Annotated in this window: 18 protein-coding genes and 2 pseudogenes; 10 read left to right on the top strand and 10 right to left on the bottom strand. The window is 62.4% G+C overall.

From position 1 onward, the window contains the following. Positions 1 to 12 precede the first annotated feature (12 nt). Positions 13 to 1173, bottom strand: coding sequence for an efflux RND transporter periplasmic adaptor subunit (locus tag JMY28_RS06445; RefSeq protein ID WP_236596724.1), 1161 nt, complete (start codon positions 1171 to 1173; stop codon positions 13 to 15). A gap of 452 nt (positions 1174 to 1625) precedes the next feature. On the opposite strand from JMY28_RS06445, the gene JMY28_RS06440 reads away from it, so the two are divergent. Further along, positions 1626 to 1949, top strand: coding sequence for an RcnB family protein (locus JMY28_RS06440; protein ID WP_201695046.1), 324 nt, complete (start codon positions 1626 to 1628; stop codon positions 1947 to 1949). Positions 1950 to 2037: 88 nt separating this feature from the next. Here the strand turns inward: JMY28_RS06440 and JMY28_RS06435 are convergent, their stop codons facing one another. Then, the gene (locus JMY28_RS06435; RefSeq protein ID WP_201695045.1) at positions 2038 to 2418 is read right to left on the bottom strand and encodes a PLDc N-terminal domain-containing protein; all 381 of its coding nucleotides are present in this window, start codon (positions 2416 to 2418) and stop codon (positions 2038 to 2040) included. A gap of 130 nt (positions 2419 to 2548) precedes the next feature. Further along, a complete protein-coding gene (locus tag JMY28_RS06430; RefSeq protein WP_201695044.1) occupies positions 2549 to 3067 on the bottom strand; it encodes a DUF308 domain-containing protein in 519 nt (172 codons plus the stop codon). 156 nt (positions 3068 to 3223) lie between these two features. Between JMY28_RS06430 and JMY28_RS06425 the strand changes: the two genes are divergently transcribed. Then, positions 3224 to 5053 carry a beta-galactosidase gene (locus tag JMY28_RS06425; RefSeq protein ID WP_201695043.1) on the top strand — a complete coding sequence of 610 codons (1830 nt, stop codon included), beginning with the start codon at positions 3224 to 3226 and terminating at the stop codon, positions 5051 to 5053. Here JMY28_RS06425 and JMY28_RS06420 read toward each other — a convergent pair. Further along, positions 5050 to 6972, bottom strand: coding sequence for an enterotoxin (locus tag JMY28_RS06420; RefSeq protein ID WP_407945470.1), 1923 nt, complete (start codon positions 6970 to 6972; stop codon positions 5050 to 5052). The genes JMY28_RS06425 and JMY28_RS06420 overlap by 4 nt on opposite strands. Positions 6973 to 7293: 321 nt before the next feature. Here JMY28_RS06420 and JMY28_RS06415 point away from each other — a divergent pair, with 321 nt between their 5' ends. The 3 genes from JMY28_RS06415 (at position 7294) to JMY28_RS06405 (ending at position 9922) form a co-directional block, all read left to right on the top strand. Beyond that, on the top strand, positions 7294 to 7593 hold the full coding sequence (locus tag JMY28_RS06415) for a hypothetical protein (RefSeq protein WP_201695041.1): 300 nt from the start codon (positions 7294 to 7296) through the stop codon (positions 7591 to 7593). Positions 7594 to 7935: 342 nt separating this feature from the next. Next, positions 7936 to 8712 (top strand): ABC transporter substrate-binding protein, encoded by a 777-nt coding sequence (locus JMY28_RS06410; protein WP_201695040.1) that lies wholly within the window; start codon positions 7936 to 7938, stop codon positions 8710 to 8712. 94 nt (positions 8713 to 8806) lie between these two features. Continuing rightward, a complete protein-coding gene (locus tag JMY28_RS06405; RefSeq protein ID WP_201695039.1) occupies positions 8807 to 9922 on the top strand; it encodes a succinylglutamate desuccinylase/aspartoacylase family protein in 1116 nt (371 codons plus the stop codon). Positions 9923 to 9960: 38 nt separating this feature from the next. Here JMY28_RS06405 and JMY28_RS06400 read toward each other — a convergent pair whose 3' ends face one another. Genes JMY28_RS06400 through JMY28_RS06390 form a run of 3 tightly spaced genes read right to left on the bottom strand, consistent with a single transcriptional unit; the run spans position 9961 to position 14421 of the window. After that, positions 9961 to 11403, bottom strand: coding sequence for an aldehyde dehydrogenase family protein (locus JMY28_RS06400; protein WP_201695038.1), 1443 nt, complete (start codon positions 11401 to 11403; stop codon positions 9961 to 9963). A 21-nt stretch (positions 11404 to 11424) separates the two neighbouring features. Continuing rightward, positions 11425 to 12603, bottom strand: a complete 1179-nt coding sequence (locus JMY28_RS06395) for a fumarylacetoacetate hydrolase family protein (protein WP_201695037.1) — start codon at positions 12601 to 12603, stop codon at positions 11425 to 11427. Positions 12604 to 12636: 33 nt separating this feature from the next. After that, the gene (locus JMY28_RS06390) at positions 12637 to 14421 is read right to left on the bottom strand and encodes an IlvD/Edd family dehydratase (RefSeq protein ID WP_201695210.1); all 1785 of its coding nucleotides are present in this window, start codon (positions 14419 to 14421) and stop codon (positions 12637 to 12639) included. A 353-nt stretch (positions 14422 to 14774) separates the two neighbouring features. Between JMY28_RS06390 and JMY28_RS06385 the strand changes: the two genes are divergently transcribed. From JMY28_RS06385 to JMY28_RS06375, 3 genes are all read left to right on the top strand, one after another. Continuing rightward, the gene (locus tag JMY28_RS06385; RefSeq protein WP_201695036.1) at positions 14775 to 16127 is read left to right on the top strand and encodes an MFS transporter; all 1353 of its coding nucleotides are present in this window, start codon (positions 14775 to 14777) and stop codon (positions 16125 to 16127) included. A 308-nt stretch (positions 16128 to 16435) separates the two neighbouring features. Further along, entirely contained in the window at positions 16436 to 17218 is a 783-nt protein-coding gene (locus JMY28_RS06380; protein ID WP_201695035.1) for a substrate-binding periplasmic protein, read from the top strand. 8 nt (positions 17219 to 17226) lie between these two features. Continuing rightward, entirely contained in the window at positions 17227 to 19974 is a 2748-nt protein-coding gene (locus tag JMY28_RS06375) for a bifunctional diguanylate cyclase/phosphodiesterase (RefSeq protein WP_201695034.1), read from the top strand. A gap of 22 nt (positions 19975 to 19996) precedes the next feature. Here JMY28_RS06375 and JMY28_RS06370 read toward each other — a convergent pair whose 3' ends face one another. Both JMY28_RS06370 and JMY28_RS06365 read right to left on the bottom strand, forming a co-directional pair. Then, the gene (locus JMY28_RS06370; protein WP_201695033.1) at positions 19997 to 20902 is read right to left on the bottom strand and encodes an SDR family oxidoreductase; all 906 of its coding nucleotides are present in this window, start codon (positions 20900 to 20902) and stop codon (positions 19997 to 19999) included. 40 nt (positions 20903 to 20942) lie between these two features. Beyond that, positions 20943 to 21695: an SDR family oxidoreductase gene (locus tag JMY28_RS06365; RefSeq protein WP_201695032.1), complete on the bottom strand. Its 753-nt coding sequence runs from the start codon at positions 21693 to 21695 to the stop codon at positions 20943 to 20945. A gap of 117 nt (positions 21696 to 21812) precedes the next feature. Here JMY28_RS06365 and JMY28_RS06360 point away from each other — a divergent pair, with 117 nt between their 5' ends. Then, positions 21813 to 22727: a LysR family transcriptional regulator gene (locus JMY28_RS06360; RefSeq protein ID WP_201695031.1), complete on the top strand. Its 915-nt coding sequence runs from the start codon at positions 21813 to 21815 to the stop codon at positions 22725 to 22727. Positions 22728 to 22740: 13 nt separating this feature from the next. Here JMY28_RS06360 and JMY28_RS06355 read toward each other — a convergent pair. Continuing rightward, a pseudogene (locus JMY28_RS06355) lies at positions 22741 to 23334 on the bottom strand (LysR substrate-binding domain-containing protein); the annotation flags it as partial. Here JMY28_RS06355 and JMY28_RS38865 point away from each other — a divergent pair. Continuing rightward, positions 23332 to 23442: pseudogene (locus JMY28_RS38865) on the top strand (aldo/keto reductase); the annotation flags it as partial. The pseudogenes JMY28_RS06355 and JMY28_RS38865 sit on opposite strands and share 3 nt — an antisense overlap. Positions 23443 to 23447 lie beyond the last annotated feature (5 nt).

The raw sequence follows: 23447 nt of genomic DNA, 5'->3' as shown, positions 1-23447 counted from the left end.
GGCGCGCGCCGCTCAGGAGTGGCCTGGAGCGGTGAAGGGCTGGGCCTCCACGCGCTGCCCGGGCTGCACCCTCTGCCAACCGTCGACGATGACACGCTCACCCGCCTCCAGCCCATCCTTCACGACCCATTGCCCCGCTTCCTGCGGGCCGAGAACGACATTGCGCCGCACGACAGTGCCGTCGTCGGCGACGAGCGAGAGGCTCGCCCCGTTGTTGTCGAACTGCACGGCGCGCGCGGGGACAACCAGGCCGTTCGGTATCGTGCCGATCACGATGCGCCCGCGCACGAACTGCCCCGGCAACAAGATGCGCGACGCATTGTTGAAGCGCGCGCGGAGAACCTGCGTGCCGGTGGAAGGATCGACGACGAGATCGGTAAAGTCGAGCACGCCCGGCTCGCTGTAGTCGTCGCCGGTCGCGAGCGTGAGCCGTACCTGCGCGCGGTCTGCGTCGGGCGCCGCGAGCGCACCCGACGCGATCTGTTTGCGTACTTCCAGCAGCGAAATATTCGATTGCGTGAACACGGCGTTCACGGGCGAGAGCTGGTTGACCTGCGTGAGCAAGGTCGCGCCGGCCGCGCTGACGAGCGCGCCTTCGGTCACGAGCGCGCGGCCGACACGGCCCGCAATGGGCGCGCGAACCGTGCATCGATCGAGCCTGAGCTGCGCGAGCGTCACGGCGGCGCGTGCGTCCGCAACATTCGCGTCGGCCTGCTGCAGTGCGGCTGTCGCGGCCTCGAATTCCTGGGCGCTCACGACCTGGCGCGCCACCAGCGGCTTGAAGCGCGCAACTTCCGAGGCCGCATTGCCCTGCACGGCCAGGGCCCGGTTGAGCGCCGCCTGGGCCTGCTGCAATGCGGCCTGGTAGTCGCGCGAATCGATGAGAAAGAGCGGCGCGCCGGCGCGCACGTCGGTGCCCTCCTCGAAGAGACGCCGCTCGACGATACCGTCTACGCGGGCCCGCACCTCCGCTGAGCGGATCGCTTCGATGCGCCCTGGCAGTTCGATCACGCGGGGAATGGATTGCGCCGCAACCGTTTCGACCAGCACGCTCGGCGGCGGCGCTGCGCCGCCCTGGGTTTGCCGGTCGCGGCATCCGAAGCCCGCCAGCAGCAACATTGCCGCAACGACGATCAGCAACGGTCGACAGCGTCTGGGTTCGCAGTTTGACACGCGAGGCTCCACCGAAAAATAGAGTCGGTACACGCGCGCCTGAACGGCTCGTTGCGCATGTTTTCGAACGGCTCACTGCGATGTTCTCTCAAACTGCGATTTGCGGCCCTCGATGTGCGCAGTCCGCAAGCGCACAAACGCGCGAAAAGCACACCGCATTTCGATCGTTATCTAACAGATATCGCTTTCACGCATTCACGCGATTTACGCAAAACCGCCACAAAATCAATCAGTCGTAAATTTCTTGAAGTCGGAATTCCCTTTACTACTATGGATAGACGCTTCACACCCCTATTCAAACCGCTGGATTCTTCCGTTTTCCAGCCATTGCCCATACGTCTTTAAGGGCACGTTCGCACAGTCGGATATCACGGCTTTCAGGATGCTCTATAACCGAAGAAGCCATAGGCCATGGCGACGTCAATCATCTTCTTGCCTCAGGAGATCGAATCATGAAAAGCCAACTCGTCCTCTCAGTCATCGCTGCGCTCCTCGTCGGTGTCTCCTCGCCCGCAATTGCACAAGGCTCCGGTGGCGATCAAAGCCAGGGGACAGGGCGCCAGCAGGTCATGCCGACCATGCCGCATCGCGACTGGCACGAAGGCCAGCAGGTTCCCTCGAAGTACCGGCATTACAACTACCAGATGAAAGACTGGAAGTCGCATAACCTGGACGCACCTGGGCGCGGCCAGCAATGGCTGGGTGTGAACGGCGACTACGTGCTGGTGACGAGAAGCAACTGGAAGATCTCGAAGATTGTTCCGGGTACTGAATGAGTGGGGTGACGAGACGGGCTACGTAAGCGTAGCCCGTTCCATTGCTGCATGATTCATGCATGGGCGGTTGGCATGCCTGCCGCCCTCCTCAATCGACGAGCCGCGAGCGAAGGCGCTTGTACTCGTCGTCTGAAATCGATCCTGTCGTTCTCAGCTTGTCCAGCTTCTCGATTTCGTCCGCGACACTGTAGCCCACGATGTGGCGCAGTTCTTCGCGCGCCTTCTGCGCCCGCTCCTGGTTGCGATGCGCCATGTCTCTGCCTTGCGTAAGGACATAGGCGAATATGCCGATATAGGGCAAAACAATCAGAAATATCACCCATATGATCTTCATGAATCCCGATATATCGGTTCGACGAAACAGGTCACTCGTGATCGTGATGAACAGCCAGAACCACAGAATGAACATGAATATCGAAAACGCATCGATAATAAAGTTCGAAAACGTAAAGCCATTTGCGAAGATCATGAATCGCCTCCGTCGGTTTTGCGTGTGGAAAAGGCAACTGTGCGCTGAGACGGGTATCGAGGGCTACACCGTGCTCGCGCGAATCGTGATGCACGAACGTGACGCGGCCGCCAATTTTGCTTTCGTCAGGTCAGATCAGGCCGCGCCTGCGCTCCCGGCCGGCAAACGGCACCACGGCCATGGAAATGAGATCCAGCCCAAGGAACAGTCCGAGCAAGGGTAACGGCACGCTCGGGAAATTGGCGGCCAGAAAAATGGCGAGCAGGAAAGACAGCGCCGCGCTGACAATGCCGATATTGTTGATCTTCACGTCCTGCCCGACCGACGCAATGATCTTGAAGAAGCCGTCCAGCACGAAGAAGATCATCAGCATCACGGTAAGACCACGCGCCCGTGCGCTGTCGTTGACCAGAATGAGAATGCCGACCAGGACGGGCACAACGACTGGTGGAATGCGCCTGACGGCGAGTGTCCAGTCTTTCGTCGTGAAGAGACTCAAGGCATGCACGAAGCCGCAGAACAGCAGCATCCTTGCGATGAAAAGCGTTCCAATCATTGACCTTGTCGTGAGTGACAAGACGATGCAGAAAATTCCCGCCGCGACGAGAAGCGTTGAGCTGGCAATCGGAAAAATAGCACGCTTTTTCATATTCGAATGTAACTGCGTCAATACGGTTACATAGCTCGGCATATCTGACTTGCGCGTATTCTTGCCGAATTATAGGCCTAAGCGGAATTAAGCGTTCTACGATCAGCCGTGGAAGTATAGTGCGTGAGTCTGCAAATACAAGGGCGCGATTGCACTGTGAACCTCGAACGCAGCCATACCTTCTCGTTCAGCCCCGACGGCGAGCACTTCCTGCTCGACGGTGAGCCGCTCCAGATTCGCAGCGGCGAAATGCATCCCGCGCGCATTCCACGCGAGTACTGGTTGCATCGCATTCGCATGGCCAAAGCGATGGGCATGAATTGCATCGCGTTGTACATCATGTGGAATTATCACGAGTCGCGCAGTGGTGTGTTCGACTTCGAGAACGGCAACCGCGATATCGAAGCGTTCATCCGCCTGTGTCAGGAAGAAGCGCTGTGGGTACTGTTGCGGCCGGGACCTTATGTTTGCGCCGAGTGGGACCTGGGAGGCCTCCCCGCTTACTTGCTGAGCGAACCGGACATTGAGCTGCGCACCGACTCGGCCACGGATGCCCGTTACATGGCGGCGGTGGCGCGCTACATCGGCGAGCTGGTTCCGCGCATCAAGCCGTTGATGCTCGAAGAAGGCGGCCCGATCCTGATGATCCAGATCGAGAATGAGTTCGGATCGTACGCAAGCAATCCCGCTTATCTGGAAGAACTCAGGCAGCTTTGGCTACGAGGCGGCATAACGGGGCCGTTCTATACCGAAGACGGCCTCGGGCAACTCGAACGCAATCGCAGCACAGTGAAGGGCGGTGCGATTGCGTTGAGCAACGGCAATGCGCAGCAAATCGCAGCGGTGCGGCGCGCCTTTCCCGCCGTGCCCGCGATGGCCGGCGAGGTCTACCCGGGCTGGCTCACGCATTGGGGCGAGCCGATATTCGCTGGACTCAATTACGATCTTTCGGCCATCTTGACGGAATTCATGCAGTCGCAATTGTCGTTTAATCTCTATGTCATTCATGGTGGCACGAGCTTTGATTTTTATGCCGGTGCAAACGTGGACGAGTCGGGCAACTATCAACCCGATATCACCAGCTACGACTATGGCGCACCGATCAACGAGCAAGGGGCGGCCACGGCGAAATACATCAAGTATCGCGACATCATCGCCCGCTACCTGAGCGAGCCTCTACCGGACATTCCCGATGCCATCGCCACACTCTCGGTCCCGGCCCTCGCGCCAACCCTCTACGCGTCGATCTGGGACAATCTGCCCGCGCCCCTGCCACGCGAATTAAGCGTCGATCCGCATTCCTTCGAACACTACGGCCAGACTTTCGGTTTCATGCTGTATCGCAAAACGTTGCAGACGCAACCCGCTAGTGCGCTGGATATCAGCGGCGTTCATGACTATGCGGCCGTTTTCGTCGGCGAGCAATATGCGGGTGGCGTCTCGCGCGCACAGATTCCGCGCGACTATGCACAGGCGTTGCGCGTGACGCATCGCGCACCGCTCGCGCTTCCCGCCACTTCGACTGGCGCGCCGGGAGCGCTGGAAATCCTGGTAGAAGGCATGGGACGCGTCAACTTCGGGGCGGCGATAGTCGACCGCAAAGGGCTGCTCGAGCCCGTAACGTTGCAATACGCCGATGGGTCCATCTCGTCACTCAAGGACTGGGAAGCCTTTTTGCTGCCAATGGATGAAACGTTCATCGCCGGGTTGAAGGAGCGCCGCACGAATCCGCTTAAACCCGGGCTCTTTTTCAAGGCGCGTCTGGATTTGAAGGAGGTCGGTGACACCTGGCTCGATATGAGCCACTGGACCAAGGGCGTGGTCTGGGTCAATGGGCGCAATCTCGGGCGCTACTGGAGTATCGGCCCGCAAAGGCGCCTGTATTGCCCCGCGCCGTGGCTCACGCAGGGCGAGAACGAAGTGCTGATCTTCGACCTGCACCAGACCGAGTCGAAGCCGGTGCCACTGGCCAATTCGTTGTATTAGCACCCACCGCCTGGCACGAGTTCCAGCGTGAGCACTTCGAATGGGGCGAGCTGAATTTCGAGCGGCACGTCCGCGTCCAGCACTGCTGGAATGCTGGTCATGCTTGTAGGCCAGACTCTGCGCGCGTGGAATCGCCCTGCCGCCGCAACCGGCAGTTGCAGTTGATGCCGCAGCGCCAGCGCGAAGCGCCGCGCGTGGTTGTGCGGATTGCGCAGCGTCACGATTGCCTTGTACGGCGCCCACGCGGCCCAGCCGTAGATGGCTGCTTCGTCGGGCGCGCCGCCAATCCAATGGCTGTCGCGCAATACGTCGCCGTTCGCGCGCGCCCATCGGGCGGCTTGCGCGAGCACGTTCCACTCGTCCTCGCCCAGCAGCGAAGGCGTGACGTATAGCTCCTGCAATTGCGTACCGCTTGCGAAGAACGACCGTACTTCGTGCGCAAATTCGTCGCCAGCCGAAGCATTCAGACGTGGATTGCACTGTGCAAAGACAATACCGTGCAGCATGAGCGAATTGAGCGGAAAGAACAGGCTGCGCTGCACGACGTTGTGATACGTCTGCGCATCGCGGTAGGTGATCCAGCGCTCGCGGTTCGTGCCGCTGCCCGCTTGACCGTCGTCGTTGCCGCCGCGCCAGATCGCATCGACGTAGCGCAGCCAGAACGGCGAAGGGCGCGTACCTGTCGAGAGATTGATGAAGGTTTCGGGTTTGGCTGCGCGAATGTCGCCGATGAGCTGGATCGCCGCGTCCCAGTCGCTATCGAAAAGGCTGCCTGGAAACACGCTGTCCGCGTTGCCCGTCCCGTCGAACTTGAAATGGTTCACGCCGTCTCTCGCGAGCAGGTTCATCACGACTTCATGAAAGCGCTCGTAATACCGCGGCCCCGATAACGCAAAGCCGTTGTCGATGATTTCATAGCCGGCGGCGCGGCCGCGCGTTACGCGTTCGTCCTTCGGTGCGCAATAGCCGCCCCAGGGAGACAGCCATACACCCGGCGCGCCGCCATAGCGTGCTGCGGCGTCGCGCAGCGGCACGAAACCATGTGGAAATGCCCGACTAAAATGCCAGCCGCCGCCGAGGTCGTCCCAGCCATCGTCGAAAAGAAACGAATCGATCTGCACGCCGCGCGCGGTATGCAACTCGCGACCCATCGTTTCGATACGCTCCAGCGCCTGGTCCTGCGTATAAGGTGTGAGGTAACCGATATCCCACCAGCTGTTGTAGTGCAGAAACGGACGATATGGGCGGCCGCGCTCCTGTTCGAGGCATGCGGCGAAATCGCGCCGCAATTGACCTTCGCGAGCCACGCCGGCCACCGCGGAATAAGTCAGCGACCGGTTCTTTTCGAGCGGCAGCGCGCGTTGCAGCGTAAAGCCGACGCTTTCCCCTTCCACGTGGCTGGTTGCAAGCGGCAGCTCGAAGCCCAGATAGAAGTTGCCCGCTACGACCGGCGTGCCCTTGCGTTCGCTGCTAGCCTGCGCACCGGCAGCCCGCGCCTGTAGCAACGAAACGACGGCGATGGCTTCGTCCTGGCGCAGGGCAGTCAGATCCAGCCTCATACGCAGATATCGCGCGCCTGCGCGCTGCTCTACGCTCCATTGCGCCCGCAGGCGTCCCTGGGCGTCTTCCAGCGTGAAACTCACGCGGCGGCCCGCGACGCGTTCGGCCAATCGCGCAGCCTGAGGGTTGGCGGCGAGCGCGTCTTCCCGTACCGGTGCAAGCACGCGCATTCCGGTCGGGCCGAGTGTGGTGCCGTCCGCGAAGGTCAGCGCGAACGGCGTGACGATGGGCAGCGCGCGTTCCCCTACGCAATCGACCAGCGAGAAGCCGGTGAGGTGTTCATCCGCGAGTGCCCAGCGCAATGCAATTGCATCGTTGCCGAACGAGCAGACGTCGCCCTCCTTCCGGAATTCGGGCACGCAAGCTTGCGTAGAAGTTCGATCGTCGGCACGCATGGGAAACCTGTCCTGGGCGCAAACAGCCTTCACAGGGTAATGGCAACTGACACACACATTCAACCCGCACGGTGCACAAGCGTGTAATGACCCTAAAGCAGCACACCCAAGCGACCCTCAATGACGCTCTACCTGATTTGCTTATGGGAACCTTAAGCCAGCTATTTTTCCCGCGGCTTTACCACCGGTTACACGATTGACAAATCTGCGCATTCCTTTCGTAAGCTCAGCGACTAGAATCCGCTTCCATCGCAACCGCGTCCGTTCAATGGAATAGAGATCATCATGAATCGCCTGACGTTTTATCTACTCGCGGGGCTCGCAGGGACGTGTGTCAGCAGCGCGGCATCCGCCCATGCCGATATCGGTGTCTATCTCGGCGTTCCCGGTCCGGTTTATGCCGCTCCCCAGCCGGTGTACGAGGCGCCGCCGCCCGTCGTTTATGCAGCGCCGCCCGCCGCGGTCTACGAAGCGGCCCCGGCTTACGGCTACTACCGCTACGACCACGACGAAGACGAACGCCACTGGCATGACCACGGCCACCATCGCGGCTGGGAACATCATCACGGCGACGACGACGATTGACCCGCGTCCGTTACCCAGATAGTTGTGTGCGCAACATAACGCGTGCGTATGCCCCTGCGCTCGTGCAACTCCCGGGTGCCCTCTTCGCGACAGCAGTTCTTTTTGTCTGGCCCTTCAAGTTGACTAGTCAATAGGCGCTTACAACGCGCTCCCTGCCTTCACCCCGGCATGCAACGCCTATATGTCAGCGCGTTTACACCTTCCGCCAGCAAAAACCCTAGTTGTCTCATGATGTGAGATTCATTATCTTGTCTATACAACACGGCTGACGTGACAGCACGCTGTTGACCATGCCGCATCCGTCATGGCGGCGTTGAAAGACATACTGGAGACTCCACGTCAATGAAGAAGTTTGCCCTGTGCATTGCGATGCTCGCCGTCGCAACCTCCGTCTGCGCGAAGGACTGGACCACCGTCCGCTTCGGCGTGGATGCAAGTTATCCCCCGTTCGAATCGAAAAGCACGGACGGCAAGCTGGTCGGCTTCGACATCGACGTCGGCAATGAAATCTGCAAGCGCATCAACGCGAAGTGCGTCTGGGTGGAAAGTGAATTCGACGGCATGATTCCGGCGCTCAAGGCGAAGAAGTTCGACGCCGTGCTCTCCTCGATGTCGATGACGCCGCAGCGTGAAGCGCAAATTGCGTTCTCGTCAAAGGTCTTCCACACGCCTACCCGTCTCGTCGCGAAGAAAGGCTCGACCCTCCAGCCCACGGCGGATTCGTTGAAGGGCAAGACGGTTGGCGTCGAGCAGGGAACGACTCAGGAAGCCTATGCCAAAGCCAGTTGGGCGCCCAACGGCGTGAAGATCGTGCCTTACCAGGATCAGGACCAGGTCTATGCGGACCTGCTTTCCGGCCGCCTCGACGCCGCGCTGCAAGACGCCGTGCAGGCCAACCTGAGCTTCCTGAATACCCCGCGCGGCGCAGGCTTCGCGCTCACGAGCGGAGAACTGAGCGACCCGAACGGCATACTCGGCAATGGCGCCGCCATCGGCCTGCGCAAGGACGACGCCGATCTGAAGGTCAAGATCGATAAAGCGCTGGCGGACATGATCAAGGACGGCACGTACAAGAAGATCGAATCGCACTACTTCGCATTCGACGTGTACGGTTCGTAAGCGCGAGCACTACACAAATGACGAAGGCGCGGGACACTCCCGCGCCTTTTGTCCTTCTTCAGCCGCTGGAAACTCACCTCGCGCTCACGCCATCATGCAAACTCAAACCCATCCGCTAATTTCGCCGGCGCTCGGCACTGCGCGGCATCTCACGAGCTTCCACTACGGCCCAAGCGGCGCACAGAAGATCTACATTCAGTCTTCCTTGCATGCCGACGAACTGCCCGGCATGCTGGTCGCCTGGGCGCTGCGCAAACGCCTGGCTTCGCTCGAAGCCGCGGGAAAGCTGCGCGGCGAGGTCGTCGTCGTGCCCGTGCCCAACCCGATCGGTCTGAATCAGCGCCTGCTCGGCCAGTTGCTCGGCCGTTTCGAAAGCGGCACCGCGGCCAACTTCAACCGCCACTTCCACGATCTCGCCGAACTCGTGCTCCCGCGTGTCGGCCCTCGACTGGGCGACGACGCGCAGCAGAATCTGCTCGCCGCGCGCGCTGCGATGCGAGAAGCGCTTGACGAACAGGCGCCCACCACCGAACTCGGCTCGCAACGTCTCGCGCTCCAGCGCCTTTCATACGACGCCGATGTCGTGCTCGACCTGCATTGCGACTTCGAAGGCGCGATGCATCTCTACACGAACCCGGACCTGTGGGCCGATGTCGAGCCGCTCGCGTGCTATCTCGAAGCGAAAGCATCGCTCTTTGCGCTCAATTCGAACGGCAATCCCTTCGACGAGATCCACAGCTTCTGCTGGTCCGCGCTGCGCGAGCACTATGGCGACCGCCATCCGATTCCCAACGGGGCGGTTTCCGTGACGATCGAACTGCGCGGCCAGGCGGACGTGAGCTACGACTTCGCCGAGCACGACGCGAACGCCATCATCGACTACCTCACGCATCGCGGTGTGATCGAGGGCACGCCCGCGCCACTGCCCCCGCTCGAATGCGCGGCCACGCCGTTCGCGGGCGTCGAATCGCTCATCGCGCCGGCCTCGGGCGTGCTCGTGTTCCGCACGCCGGTTGGCGTAAGGGTCGAAGCTGGCCAGCCGATTGCCGATGTAGTCGATCCGCTGACCGATCGCGTCATCACGATCGCGAGTTCTGTGACCGGGATGCTGTACGCGCGTCAACGCACGCGCTTCGCCACTGCGGGGATGGAAGTGGCGTGGGTTGCCGGCGCCACGCCGCGGCGCACTGGGTCACTGCTACCCGATTAATGCGCGGGCGGTGCCTGCTGCGCACCGCCCGCGCGGCATCACACTGCGCCCGGGTTGACGTACGCCGTCTTCACCGTGGTGTAGAACTCGCGCGCATAGCTGCCTTGCTCGCGCGGGCCGTAGCTCGAGCCCTTGCGGCCGCCAAACGGAACGTGATAGTCCACGCCCGCCGTTGCGGTATTCACCATGACCATGCCGGCCTGCACATGGCGGCGGAAATGATTGGCATAACTGAGCGACGTCGTGCAGATGCCCGCCGACAAACCAAACTCCGTGTCGTTCGCCACAGCCAGCGCCTCGTGATAGTCCTTTACCTTGATGACCGAGGCAACAGGGCCGAACACCTCTTCGCGGTTGATGCGCATTCCCGAAGTCGTGCCGGTGACGAGCGCGGGGGCGAGGAAATAGCCGCGGGTGGCGCCTTCAACACGCTCGCCGCCGTACACTTCGCCACCCTCTTCGCGCGCAATCGCGATATAACGCTCGTCCTGCTGAAGCTGCTTATCATCGACAACGGGCCCGATATGCGTGCCATCCGCCAGCGCGTCGCCCGTCTTAAGCGTCTTCATGCGGGCCTTCATCGCTTCAATGAAACGGTCGTGAATGCCTTCGGTCACGATGAGCCGGCTCGACGCCGTGCAACGCTGCCCCGTGGAGAAGAATGCGCCGTTGATACAGGCTTCCACGGCCACGTCGAGATTGGCGTCGTCGAGCACGACCATGGGATTCTTGCCGCCCATCTCCAACTGGAACTTCTTGCCCGTTGCAAAGCACTTCGCGCCAATCGCGCGGCCCGTCGCGACCGAGCCGGTGAAACTCACGGCGTCGACATCAGGAGAGCTGACGATCGCCTCGCCCACCACCGAGCCGCGCCCCATCACGAGGTTGATGACGCCGGCAGGCGCCCCCGCTTCCGCAATGATCTTTACGAGTTCCCACGTGCTCGCAGGCACGAGATCGGCGGGTTTGATGACGACAGTATTGCCATAGGCCAGCGCGGGCGCGATCTTCCAGGCGGGAATGGCGATCGGAAAATTCCAGGGCGTAATGAGCCCGATCACGCCGATCGGCTCGCGCGTCACCTCGACGGTCATGCCCGGGCGCACCGAAGGCACGATCTCGCCACCAAGGCGCAGCGCCTCGCCGGCAAAGTACTTGAAGATCTGCGCGGCGCGGCCAACTTCGCCGATGGCCTCGGGCAGCGTTTTGCCCTCTTCGCGCGCGAGCAGGCGGCCCAACTCGGCCTTGCGCGCGAGAATGACGCTGCCCACCTGGTCGAGCAGATCGAAGCGTTGCTGCGGCGTCGAAAGCGACCACTGCGCAAAGGCTTTGCGCGCGGCGGCAATGGCGTCGCGCGTCTGCGCGTCGTCTGCCTGTGCGAACTCGCCGATCGCGTCGTCGAGATTGGACGGATTGACGTTGGTGGAGGCCGTGGCGCCGCGCACCCATTGGCCGCCGATGTAATTGTCGAACTGGTTCATGGCGTTTCCTGATTCAGTGGCTCACAGCAATCCGCGCGAAGCCAGATTACGATAAAGCGCGCGCACGCCGAAAGTCCACGGCGCGAGTGCCGTGCTCAATTGCACGGTGTTGATCAGCGCGCCGAGTTCCGGCGCGGAGATGGTGACCTTGTCGCCGAGATGATGCGTAAAGCCGCCGCCTGCCGTATCGCGGTCCTTGATCGGCGAGAACATGGTGCCGAGAAAGAGCATGAAGCCATCGGGATACTGATGATGAGGGCCCCACGTTTGCGCCACGAGGTCGGCTGGGTCGCGGCTGATCTCGCTCATGTGGCTGACGCCATCCAGAACGAAGTCATCATCGGCGCCCTCCACGCGCAGCGCGACGCTCGTCTTGCGCACCGTGTCGAGGGTGAACGATTCGTCGAACAGACGCACGAACGGGCCGATCGCGCACGACGCGTTATTGTCCTTGCACTTGCCGAGCAGCAGCGCCGAGCGACCTTCGATGTCGCGCAGATTCACATCGTTGCCGAGCGTCGCGCCGACGATCTCGCCGCGGCTGTTCACGGCCAGAACGATTTCCGGCTCGGGGTTGTTCCAGACCGAAGCGGCCAGCAAGCCGACATCCGCGCCAAAGCCCACTGCCGACATGGGCTGCGACTTCGAAAAGACTTCCGCGTCGGGCCCAATGCCCACTTCCATGTACTGGGACCACGCGCCACGCCGCTCGAGTTCCGCCTTGAGCTTCATCGCTTCTTCCGAGCCCGGCTTGATCTTCGAGAGATCGGTGCCGATCGTGGCCGCGATGGTTTCGCGAACTTCCTGCGCCTTCGCGGGGTCGCCGCCGGCCTGCTCCTCGATCACGCGCTCGATCAGGCTCACCGCGAACGTCACGCCGCATGCCTTGATGGCTTGCACGTCGTTGGGCGCGAGCAGGCGCAGTGCGCTCGCCGCGTTGCCGGGCAGATTCGCTTCGATCAGCTTCTCCACCGGGCCGAGCGATTCGCCGCTCACGGTACGCGCAAATTGCGCCACGTCTTCGCGGTCGAAAAGGTCCGCGGTGGTCGGCGCGCTGGCCGTGATGTCGATGACTTCGCCGCTGCGAACGAGCACGACGCAGGGGCCTTCATGCTCACCTGCCTTGCGCCACACGCGGCCAACGAGCAACGCCTGCCCGACGTCGCCGGGAAGCCAGTTTGATGGGGTGTTCGAGGTCATGGTGCCTCCAGTTTAGTGTCCGGTGTTGAGTGTTTAATGTGAATGGCGCGGGTTGCCGCGCTCGGCAATGACTTTCAGATAAAGCGTGGCGGGTTCGAGGCATCCGCCCGTGGACAGTTGCCCCACCGTCTTGCGGTAAAGCTCCTGCCAGGGCGTCTGCGCGGGCGGAACCTCGAAGTGCGCGGTTTCGCGGCGCCGCGCAAGCTCGGCCTCGTCGACCAGGACGTTCACGCTGCGCGCGTTCAGGTCCACGCGAATGCGATCGCCCGTTTGCAGCAGCGCGAGGCCGCCCCCCACCGCCGCCTCGGGCGACATGTTCAGGATCGACGGGCTTGCCGACGTGCCGCTCTGGCGGCCATCGCCGAGCGTAGGCAGCGACGTGATGCCCTGGCGCACTAGTTCCGCCGGCGGCGCCATGTTCACCACTTCGGCGCTGCCAGGATAGCCCACCGTGCCCGTGCCGCGAATCACGAGAATGCAGTGCTGATCGATTTCGAGCGACGGGTCGTTGATACGCGCGTGGTAGTCCTCGGGACCGTCGAACACGATCGCGCGCGCCTCGAAGCTATTCTCCGCGCCCGGCTCGCTCAAATAGGTTTGCCGGAAGGCGTCGCCGACCACGGACATCTTCATGATCGCGCTGTCAAAGAAGTTGCCCGAAAGGACCATGAAGCCCGCGCCATGCTTGAGCGGATCGTCCGTTGTCCTGATGACTTCGCGATCGGGCTCCGGCGTGCTGTCGGCAATGGCGCCAATGGTTCGGCCCGATACCGTGAGGCATTCACGATGCACGAGGCCCGCGCGATCGAGTTCGCGCAGCACGCCGGGCACGCCGCCCGCGCGGTGGAAGCTCTCGCCCAGAAACTCGCCCGCCGGCATGCAGTTGACGATGAGCGGCACCTGTTCGCCAACGCGCTGCCAGTCTGCGAGGCTCAGCTCGATGCCCATGTGCCGCGCGATGGCGATGAGGTGCGGCGGACAATTGGTGGACGCACCCAGCGCGGAGGCCACGACGATGGCGTTCTCGAACGCCTCTTTCGTCATGATGCGCGAAGGCCGCATATCGTAGCGCACGAGGTCGACGATGCGCTTGCCCGTTGCGTACGCCATCTGGCCGCGCTCGCGGTACGCCGCCGGAATGCTGGCGCAGCCCGGCAGCGACATGCCCAGCGCTTCGGCAAGGCTGTTCATCGACAGCGCCGTGCCCATGGTGTTGCAGTGGCCGATGGACGGCGACGAAGCCGTCGTCAGTTCCATGAAGCCCTCATAGTCGATCTCACCGGCCGCCAGCAAGTTGCGCGCATGCCAGATGACCGTGCCCGAGCCGACGCGCTGGCCGTTGTGCCAGCCGTCGAGCATCGGGCCGCCGGACAGCACGATAGCGGGCATATCGACCGTTGCCGCGGCCATCAGGCACGCGGGCGTGGTCTTGTCGCAACCCGTGGTCAGCACGACGCCGTCGAGCGGGAAACCGTGAAGGATCTCGACGAGGCCCAGATAGGCCAGGTTGCGGTCGAGCGCCGCCGTGGGCCTGCGGCTCTGTTCGGCGAGCGGATGCACCGGAAATTCCATCGGGATGCCGCCCGCGTCGCGAATGCCGGCCTTCGTGCGAGCGGCGAGTTCGATGTGGTGGCGATTGCAGGGGGCGAGATCGCTCCCCGTTTGCGCGATGCCGATGATGGGGCGGCCCGATTGCAGTTCTTCGCGGGTCAGACCGTAGTTCATGAAGCGCTCGACATAGAGCGCGGTCATGTCCGCATGGGCCGGATCATCGAACCATTCCTGGCTGCGCAGGCGCCGTGCATTGGGCTGGGTCATATCACTCACTCCGTATTCCTTGTCTCGACGATGTCGCGAGCGCCTATCTGCGTCCGCGCCGAATTGTTATCGGTAACATTTCTCGATATTAGCACTTTGCGCGCGCGCTGTGCACCAGGTGAGACCACGCGTTTTCCCGGTCAAGGCGAGACACCGATCGGCCCCGGCGAAGTCCCCCGACTTGCCCTGGCACGCCCTGCCGTGCTAATTTAGCGCCCGCAGTGTTACCGATAACAAGACAGCGTGTTGTTCACCGACGGCACCGAGATCCAGCAAACACACCACGAACTTCGTGGAAATAGCCTCCCCTGCGCGGGACCGATCAAAGGCATATGTGAAAGGAGACACATCCCATGCCAATCCTGACCCAGATTGCGGACTCGCCGGCCGCCGTCGATGAAGCCGAAGACCTCTTGTACCGCAAGGTATTGAAGCGCATCTTGCCGCTTTTGCTTCTGTGCTACGTCGTCGCCTACCTCGACCGCGTGAACGTCGGCTTTGCCAAGTTGCAGATGCTGGATTCGCTGGGCCTGAGCGACAGCATCTACGCCGTGGGCGCGAGCATTTTCTTCTGGGGATATTTCCTCTTCGAGATGCCGAGCAACCTGCTCCTTCACCGCTATGGCGCGCGTTTCTGGATCGCGCGCATCATGGTGACATGGGGCATCGTTTCTTCGTCCCTCGCCTTTATCGCGCCGCTCGCGAGCTTCTTCCACGTGCAAACCTCGACGATGTTCTACATCCTCCGGTTTCTGCTCGGCGTGTGCGAAGCGGGCTTTTTCCCCGGCATCATTCTTTACCTGAACTACTGGTTTCCGGCGCGCCGCCAGAGCGTCGCGATGTCGGGGTTCCTGATCGCCATTCCGGTGAGCCTCACGCTCGGCGGGATCATCTCGGGGTGGCTCATGGAAAACACGCACGGATTGTTTGGCCTCGGCGGCTGGCAGTGGATGCTGTTGCTCGAAGGCATTCCTTCGATTCTCGTCGCCTTCGTGGTGCTATTGCGCATGGGCGACGGCATTCAGTCGGCGAAATGGCTGAGCGCCGCCGAAAAAGCGGTGTTGCAAAAGAATCTCGAACAGGAAAGCGGGAAGAAGACGCATAGTGCCGTGGCGGCGCTGAAAAGCCCGCGCGTCTGGCTGTTGACGTTCATTCTTCTCACCTTCAATACCGGCTTCTATGGTTTGGCGTTCTGGCTGCCTTCCATCATCAAGGCTTCCGGTGTGAAGAGCACGTTCAATATCGGCTTGCTGAGCGCCATTCCCTATCTCAGCGCGGTGGTCGCCATGATCTGGAATGCATCGCACTCTCGCAAGACGGGCGAGCGCCGGCTGCATGCGGCCATTCCGGCCTGTATTGGCGGCATCGGCCTGATTCTGAGCGCACTGTTCGCGCACAACGTGCCGCTTTCCATCGTATTCCTGACTATCGCCACCTGCGCGATCCTTGGGCTCATGCCGATCTACTGGACGTTCCCGGGGCAGATTCTCTCGGGCACGGCCGCGGCGGCCGGTATTGCGCTCATCAACTCGGTCGGCAATCTGTCCGGCTTCACGGGCTCCATGATCACCAGTGTGGCGAAGGACCTGACCGGCGACATCAATAACGGCACCTATGCGCTGGGCGCCTGTTTGCTCGTGAGCTGCGTTTTGATTCTGTCGATTCCGAAAAGCATGCTGAACCGGGACCCGGTGGAAGAAAACTGAGGGAATCACTGCGCGTTATGCGAATCAGCTAAAACATTCGTTGCGAAGGCCACCTTCTGGCTGGGCCTTCCTTACACGATCCCTTTTTAGAAATTGCGTCGGCCTTGCGCCGGCGCTTTTTTTTGGCCTGCGCAGTCCGGCCTGCACGGGAAATTGGCCAGCCTGAACACCCCAGCCCTTGCACAAAAAGCGTGCAAAATAAACAATGAGAAGTGTCTAAAGAATTTCAGCACGCTGCCGATAAGTCGTGAAGACTGTTTTCCGCCCGATACACCATCATCGGGCCACTTTCAAGCCATGGAGACGCTGTGATTCGACACTGCCTTGGGGGCCTGTTGCTGGCGCTCAGCTGTCTTGGCACCGCCGTTGCCGCGGGCCCTGACTGCTCGCGCTCATTTACGCTCGCCTTACACGATCACGGGCTGCTTTACTCGGTCGACACGGACACGGGCATCGACAAGGACTTCGCCGACGCACTCGCGCGGCGCAGCGGCTGCCAGGTCCGCGTGAGCCTGATGTCGCGCGCACGCATCTGGAAACTCATCGAGTCGGGCGCGCTCGATTTCAGCCTTTCGGGAATTGCGAACGAAGAGCGCAATCAATACGCGGATTTTGCATGGTACTTCAGCAACAAGTACTATCTGCTGGTTCGCAAGGATTCGGGCATCCATCAACTGGCCGATTTCGAGCACAACGACAAGTTTCAGCTCGGTGTGATTCGCAGTTTCCGCTACAGCCAGTCGGCCAACCGGCTGGTCGACTCGCTCTCCGCCCAAAACCGCGTAAGTCAGGCCGGCGGCCTGGAGCCACTTTACCAGGCGCTGATTCTCGGGCGCATTCAGGGAATGATCATCGAGCCGTTCGATTATCCCGCTATCGATGAAGCGAAAATTCGGAGCGTGACCAATATCGTGGAGTTCGACGATCCACCCATTCCGCATGGACTCATCATGTCGAAGAAGGCGCTCTCGCCCGACGAGCGGGACAAGTGGCGCGCCCTCGTCAACGAAATGATCGCCGATGGCACGGTGCGGCGCATCTTCACGAAGTACTTCAAGCCCGACCTCGCCGACTCGATGGTCCCCTTCTAGACGCCACCATGACCCGGACGCGCCTCGTTCTGCTCCCGCTACTGGTTCTCGCCACCGCGCTCGGCGTGACATGGGCGCTGTGGAATCACGAGCGGGAAGCGGCCCGCCACGAACTGCTCACGCAGTTCGACTTTTCGCTCGGCGACGTCGTGAGCCGCATCGAACAGCGCATGGGCACGTACGAGCTTTTGCTGCGCGGCGTGCAGAGCCTGTTCGCCGCGAGCGGCGAGGTCGACCGCGACGCATTCCGGGCTTACGTCGACACGCTCAATCTCGACGCCAACTTTTCCGGCATCCAGGCCATCGGCATCATCGCGTGGGTGCCGCAAACGCAAAAGGCCGCGCATATCGCGGCCATGCAACAGCGCGGCCTGCCGGGCTACTCGATCGAGCCCGATGGCGCGCGCGCGAACTACGCGCCCATCATTCAGCGCGAGCCGTATATCGGCGCCAATCGCGCGGCGCCCGGCTTCGACGCCTGGGCCGACCCGGTGCGCCGGCGCGCCATGGAGCAAGCGCGCGACACCGGCATGGCGACCATTTCGGGCAAGGTGCGCCTCGCGGTGGACACCGACCCCGGCGCCGACCCCGGCTTCGTGATGTACATGCCCGTCTACGCACGCGGCCAAACGCCGGAAAACGCCACGGAACGCCAGGCGCAGCTCGTTGGCTGGGTGTATGCGTCCTTTCGCATGCACGACGTCATCGCCAGTCTTTACGGCGAGGAACTGCCTGGCCTCTCGGTTTCCATATACGACGGTGTGGAATCGTCGCCGGATGCGCTGCTCTACAGAACGTCGGGCGCCGCCTCCCATCACCTGCCAGGCGAGCTCTCGGCAACCGAGTATCTCGTTGTTTGCGGACACGACTGGATGCTCAGGCTGATGGCCCGCGACGGCTTCAAGGCCCGCTTCGGCCGCGACGCGGCCACGCTCATCGCCATCACCGGCACGGGTCTGAGCCTGCTACTCGCGCTGCTCACGCGGCTGATGATGACGGGCCGCAGCCGCGCAATACGGCTGGCCTCCTCGATGACGAAGGAACTGCGCGAAAACGAGGAAAAATTCCGCGCCATTGCGGACTGCACCGTCAACTGGGAAATCTGGTGGTCGCCGGAAGGCAAGCCGCGCTGGATCAACTCGGCGGTGGAGCAGTACATCGGTTATACCGTCGAAGAATGCATGACCATGAGCGATTTCGCCTGCACCGTGATCTATCCGGGCGACGCCTCCTACGTCGCGCCCGAATTCCGCGGCGCGCAACTGGGCTCACGGGGCGACAACCTGGAGTTTCGTTGCGTGCGCAAGGATGGCTCGCTCATGTGGCTTTCCGCGTCGTGGGTGCCGATTACCGACACCAAGGGCGATTTCATTGGTTTTCGCACGAGCGGACGCGACATCACCGAGCGCAAGATCGCCGACCAGCGCATCAAGGAGCTGGCCTTTTACGACGCGCTCACCGGCCTGCCCAATCGCACGCTGCTGCTCGACAACCTGAAGGACGCGATTACCGATAGCGCAAGGAACGGCACGAGCGGCGCGCTGCTGTTCATCGATCTGGACCACTTCAAGACGCTTAACGACACGCTGGGCCACGACAAGGGCGACCTGCTGCTGCAGGAGGTGGCCAAACGCCTGGCGGCGAGCATACCCGCAGGCGACACCGTGGCGCGCGTGGGCGGCGACGAGTTCGTCGTGGTGGTGGGCAATCTGAATCCCGTTCCCCGTGAAGCGGCCCGCCAAACCGAGGCCCTGGGAGAGCGGATTCTCGCCGTGCTCGGGAATCCTTATCGACTCGACGATATCGACTACCGCAGCACGGCCAGCATTGGCGCAACGGTATTCAAGGGCTTCCAGGCATCGACGGACGACCTCATGAAGCAGGCCGATCTCGCCATGTACAAGTCCAAGGAACGCGGACGCAACGCGGTGCGCCTCTTCGACCCCGACATGCAAACCGTCGTGGTGGAGCGTGCCGCGCTCGAGGCGGCGCTGCGCGAAGCGATCGAAAACGAACAGTTCGTGCTGCACTACCAGATGCAGATCGACCGCGACCGCGTAACCGGCGTCGAGGCGCTGGTGCGCTGGCGTCATCCCGCACGCGGGCTCGTCTACCCGGCCGATTTCATTCTCGTGGCCGAAGAAACCGGGCTCATTGCCGGGTTGGGCAGTTGGGTTCTGCGTGCAGCCTGCACCCAACTCGCGCGCTGGGCCACGCAACCCGACACCGCGCATCTCACGATTGCGGTCAACGTCAGCGTGCAGCAGCTTCACCAACCGGACTTCGTGGAAAGCGTACTGGCCACGCTCGAACAAACCGGCGCGAGAGCGGACCGGCTGAAGCTGGAGTTGACGGAAAGCGTGCTGGTCGACAACGTGCAGGAAATCATCGAGAAGATGGAAGCGTTGAAGGCGAACGGCATCGTCTTCGCGCTCGACGATTTCGGCACCGGCTATTCGTCGCTTTCGTATTTGAAGCGCCTGCCGCTCGACCAACTGAAAATCGACCGCTCATTCGTGCGCGATGTCCTCGTCGATCCGAACGACGCCGTGATCGCGCGAACCATCGTGGCGCTTGCCCACAGCCTGGGCCTCGGGGTGATCGCCGAAGGCGTGGAAACCGAGGAGCAACGCGCCTTCCTCGCCTCGGCGGGATGCTACGCGTATCAGGGCTATCTCTTCTGCCGACCGATTCCTGTCGAGGAGTTCGAAGCCGCGTTGCGCGGACTCAAGGCCGCGGAGTGCGTCACGGAGTAGGCGCGCCACGCCACTTTTCGTCTCACGTTGCGTGACGCTTGCGCGGCACGAGCAGGTCGGACAAGCCCACGCGGTGCAACATCTCCGCTCTCACGCGGTCCAGTACGGCAAAGCCGACGTCCGCGCCGTCCTGGGTCGGGTCGATATGCACCCGGAACGGCCGCTTCCCAAAGGGCGCATCGACCGCTTCGACGATCGCCTCGGCCACGAGGCCCACGTCAGCTTCCGGCGGCACGATGGCGGCGAACGCCTGCTGGATCTGCTCGCCGAACCCGGCATAGGGGCCGGCTTCATAAGCCGCGACCACGCCGTTGTCTTCCGGACTGCCCGCATGGGAAAAGTGATTCGTGCCCGAGGTAAAGGCGCCCGGCACGATGATCGACGTTTCGATGCCCCAGCGCGAAAGCTCTCGCGCATACTGAACCGCAATCGCATCCATCGCGGCCTTCGCCGCAAAATACGGCGCGAGGTAAGGCGGCGTGCCGCCTGCGGAACTGCTGCTCGACACCCACACCACCAGCCCCTCCCGCCGTTCGCGCATGTGCGGCAGCACCGCGCGGTTCACCCGCTGCGTGCCCAGCACGTTGATATCGTAGAGGTGCGCATACTGTTCCGGGCTGAACGCTTCGGCCGGCCCGAAGGCCATGTGGCCCGCGTTGTGGACGATGACGTCGATACGCCCGCTTTCGGCGATCACGCGGGCGATGCCCGCATCCACGGACGCCTGCGACTGCACGTCGAGTTCGACGGTGCGCAGATCCGCGCCCTCGTCGCGCGAGAATTGCGCCATCTGCTCGACGACCGCGGCGTTGCGCCCAGCTATCGCGCGCATGGACGCGTAGACAGTATGGCCGGCGTTGGCGAGTGCTTCGGCGGCAAGGCGGCCAAAACCGCTGGATGCGCCGGTAACGACAATAACCTTCTTCATGATGGGTTCCTCGTGCGTCATGAAACGCTTGATCAGGACATCAAACAATGCCGCCGTTCGCGCGTATCGTTTGACCATCGATCCAGCTTGCGCCGCTGCCGACGAGGAACGCGACCACCTCCGCGATATCGTCCGCCTGGCCGAGCCGCTCGAGCGGCGGCATCTTCGCAAGGCGCTCGATCTGCTCGGGCGTCTTGTCCTTGAGGAACAGTTCGGTTGCGGTAGGTCCGGGGGCAACCGCATTAACCGTGATATTGCGGCCGCGCAGTTCCTTGGCGAAGATGTTTGTCATCGTTTCCACGGCGGCCTTGGTGGCGGCGTACACCGAGTAGCCCGGCAGCGCGAGCGCCTGGATGCTGCTCGAAAAGTTGACGATGCGGCCGCCCTGGCGCAGCTTCTTCGCGGCAATGCGCAGCGTATTGAAGGTGCCCTTGAGGTTGATCGCGACGAGCCGGTCGAACAGCGCGTCGTCGGTATCGACCAGATTGACGAGGCCCGGCTGCATGACGCCCGCGTTGTTCACCAGGATATCCACGCCCCCAAAGAGCGTAATGGTCTGGTCGAACATCGCGGCCACCTGAGCGGGCACGGCCACGTCTGCCTGAATCGCCGTGGCGCGGCCGCCGGCTGCCGTGATTTCCTCCACGACCGCGTTGGCGTCCGCCGCGCGGCCAGCGTAGTTGACGACGACTGCGATGCCTTCGCCTGCGAGGCGTCGGGCGATCGATGCGCCGATGCCGCGGGAAGCGCCGGTAACGATCGCGACTTTGCTGGTGTTGGCTTGCGTGCTCATGGTAATGCTCCGTTTCGGTTGGGCGGGTGATGCAACGTGATGCGATGGGTGCATCTTCCCTCCAGACAACGCTCAACGGTAGCCGCATAACCAGAATATCGGTTATGCTTTCCACGTATGACCATCTTCAACGACCTCAGTCTGCTGCAAGCCTTCGTTGCCATTGTGGAGAGTGGCAGCCTCTCCGCTGCGGCGCGCAAGCTGAATCTAAGTCAGCCCACGCTGAGCCGCCAGTTGCGCTCGCTCGAAGATCAATGCGGCACGGCGCTGCTGCGGCGCGACACGCACCGCATGAGCCTCACCGACATGGGCCACCAGTTCCTTGCCGACGCGCAGGCGCTGCTCGCGCTAGCCGAGGAGTCCGAGCAGCGCATGCGGCGCGACCAGAGCGCGCTGAGCGGCAATATCCGCGTGTTTTCCACGATCGACTTTGGCCAGTCCGTGGTCAGCCGGATGATCAGCAGTTTTATCCAGGCGCACCCGGCGGTGAGAATGGAACTGGCGTATTCGAACCGTCCGCTGCATATGATCGAAGAGGGCTGCGACGCCGGCATCGTCGCAGGGGCGCTCACTGACGATCGCGTCGTTGCGCGCGCGCTGGGCGAGATCCGGCGCTATCCGGTTGCCTCGCCCGCCTTCCTCAAGGATCACAAGTTCGTCAGCAAGCCGGAAAATCTCCGGGCCTTACCGTGGATCGCGCTTTCGAGCCGGCAATTCGGCGGCTCGAGAGATGTCACGCTGTATTCGGAGGCAGCGACGCATACGCTGCAGATCGAGCCCGTGATGATTTCGGAAGGAGTGACGAGCATGCGCGAGGCCGCGCGCATGGGGTTGGGGCTGGCCGTGTTGCCGGAATGGCTGGTCGAGGAGGATCTGATGTCGGGCCGCCTCGTGCGGGTATTGCCGAAATGGCAGGCGAAACCGCTCGCCGCGCAAATCGTCTATCCCGTGCAACGGCGGCTGCCGTTGCGCGTGCAAGCATTTATCGAATTCGCTACGGAATATATGACGACGGTTTTGAAGCCGCGCTAACGCCAGCCTCCACTCAGGCGCCCCGGCGCGGCGCCCGGCCGCCGAACTCCGTGGCGCGCACGGCCTCGACCAGATAATCGACGAACGACACAATGCGCGCCGAAATCGCCGTGTTGCGGTAGTACACGGCGTGAATCGGCTGCCGCGCGTCCTGAGTCTGGCGCGGGAGCACCTGCACGAGGCTGCCGTGCGCGCGGTCCTGCGCCGTCATGAAGTCCGAAAGACACACGATACCCACGCCCGCGAGCGCGAGTTGCCGCAAGGTCTCGCCGCTCGACGACCACACGTCCGGCTCGATGCGCAGCGGCTCGCCATCGGCGCCCGTGAGCGGCCATACGTTAAGCGCTTCGGGCTGGGTAAAGCCTAGCAGCGTGTGCTTGCCCAGATCCGCCACCCGCGCGGGCCGCCCACGCGCTGCCAGATACTGCGGGCTCGCGAGCACCCGCACGCGGCTATTGCCGACCAACCGGCTATGCAGCGTGGAGTCCTTGAGCCGGCCAATGCGGATCGCCACATCAGTGCGCCGCTCCAGCAGATCGATGATGCCCTCATTGCTGTTCAACTCCAGCTCGACCTGCGGATAACGCTCGCGATAACCCTGCACGAGCGTGCGATCGAGCGCGCCGAACCCGACGGCTTCCTGCTCGCCGTCCGTTACACGCTGCTCGATTATGCCAGCGCGCTCGAAAAGTCGATGCCCGCCGCTCAGGCGCGCGCACC

Origin of the sequence: Paraburkholderia hiiakae (genome assembly GCF_904848665.1) — a bacterium.
Lineage (GTDB): Bacteria > Pseudomonadota > Gammaproteobacteria > Burkholderiales > Burkholderiaceae > Paraburkholderia > Paraburkholderia hiiakae.
The sequence above is the reverse complement of the archived record's forward strand: the minus strand, read 5'-3'. Positions and strand labels throughout refer to the sequence as shown.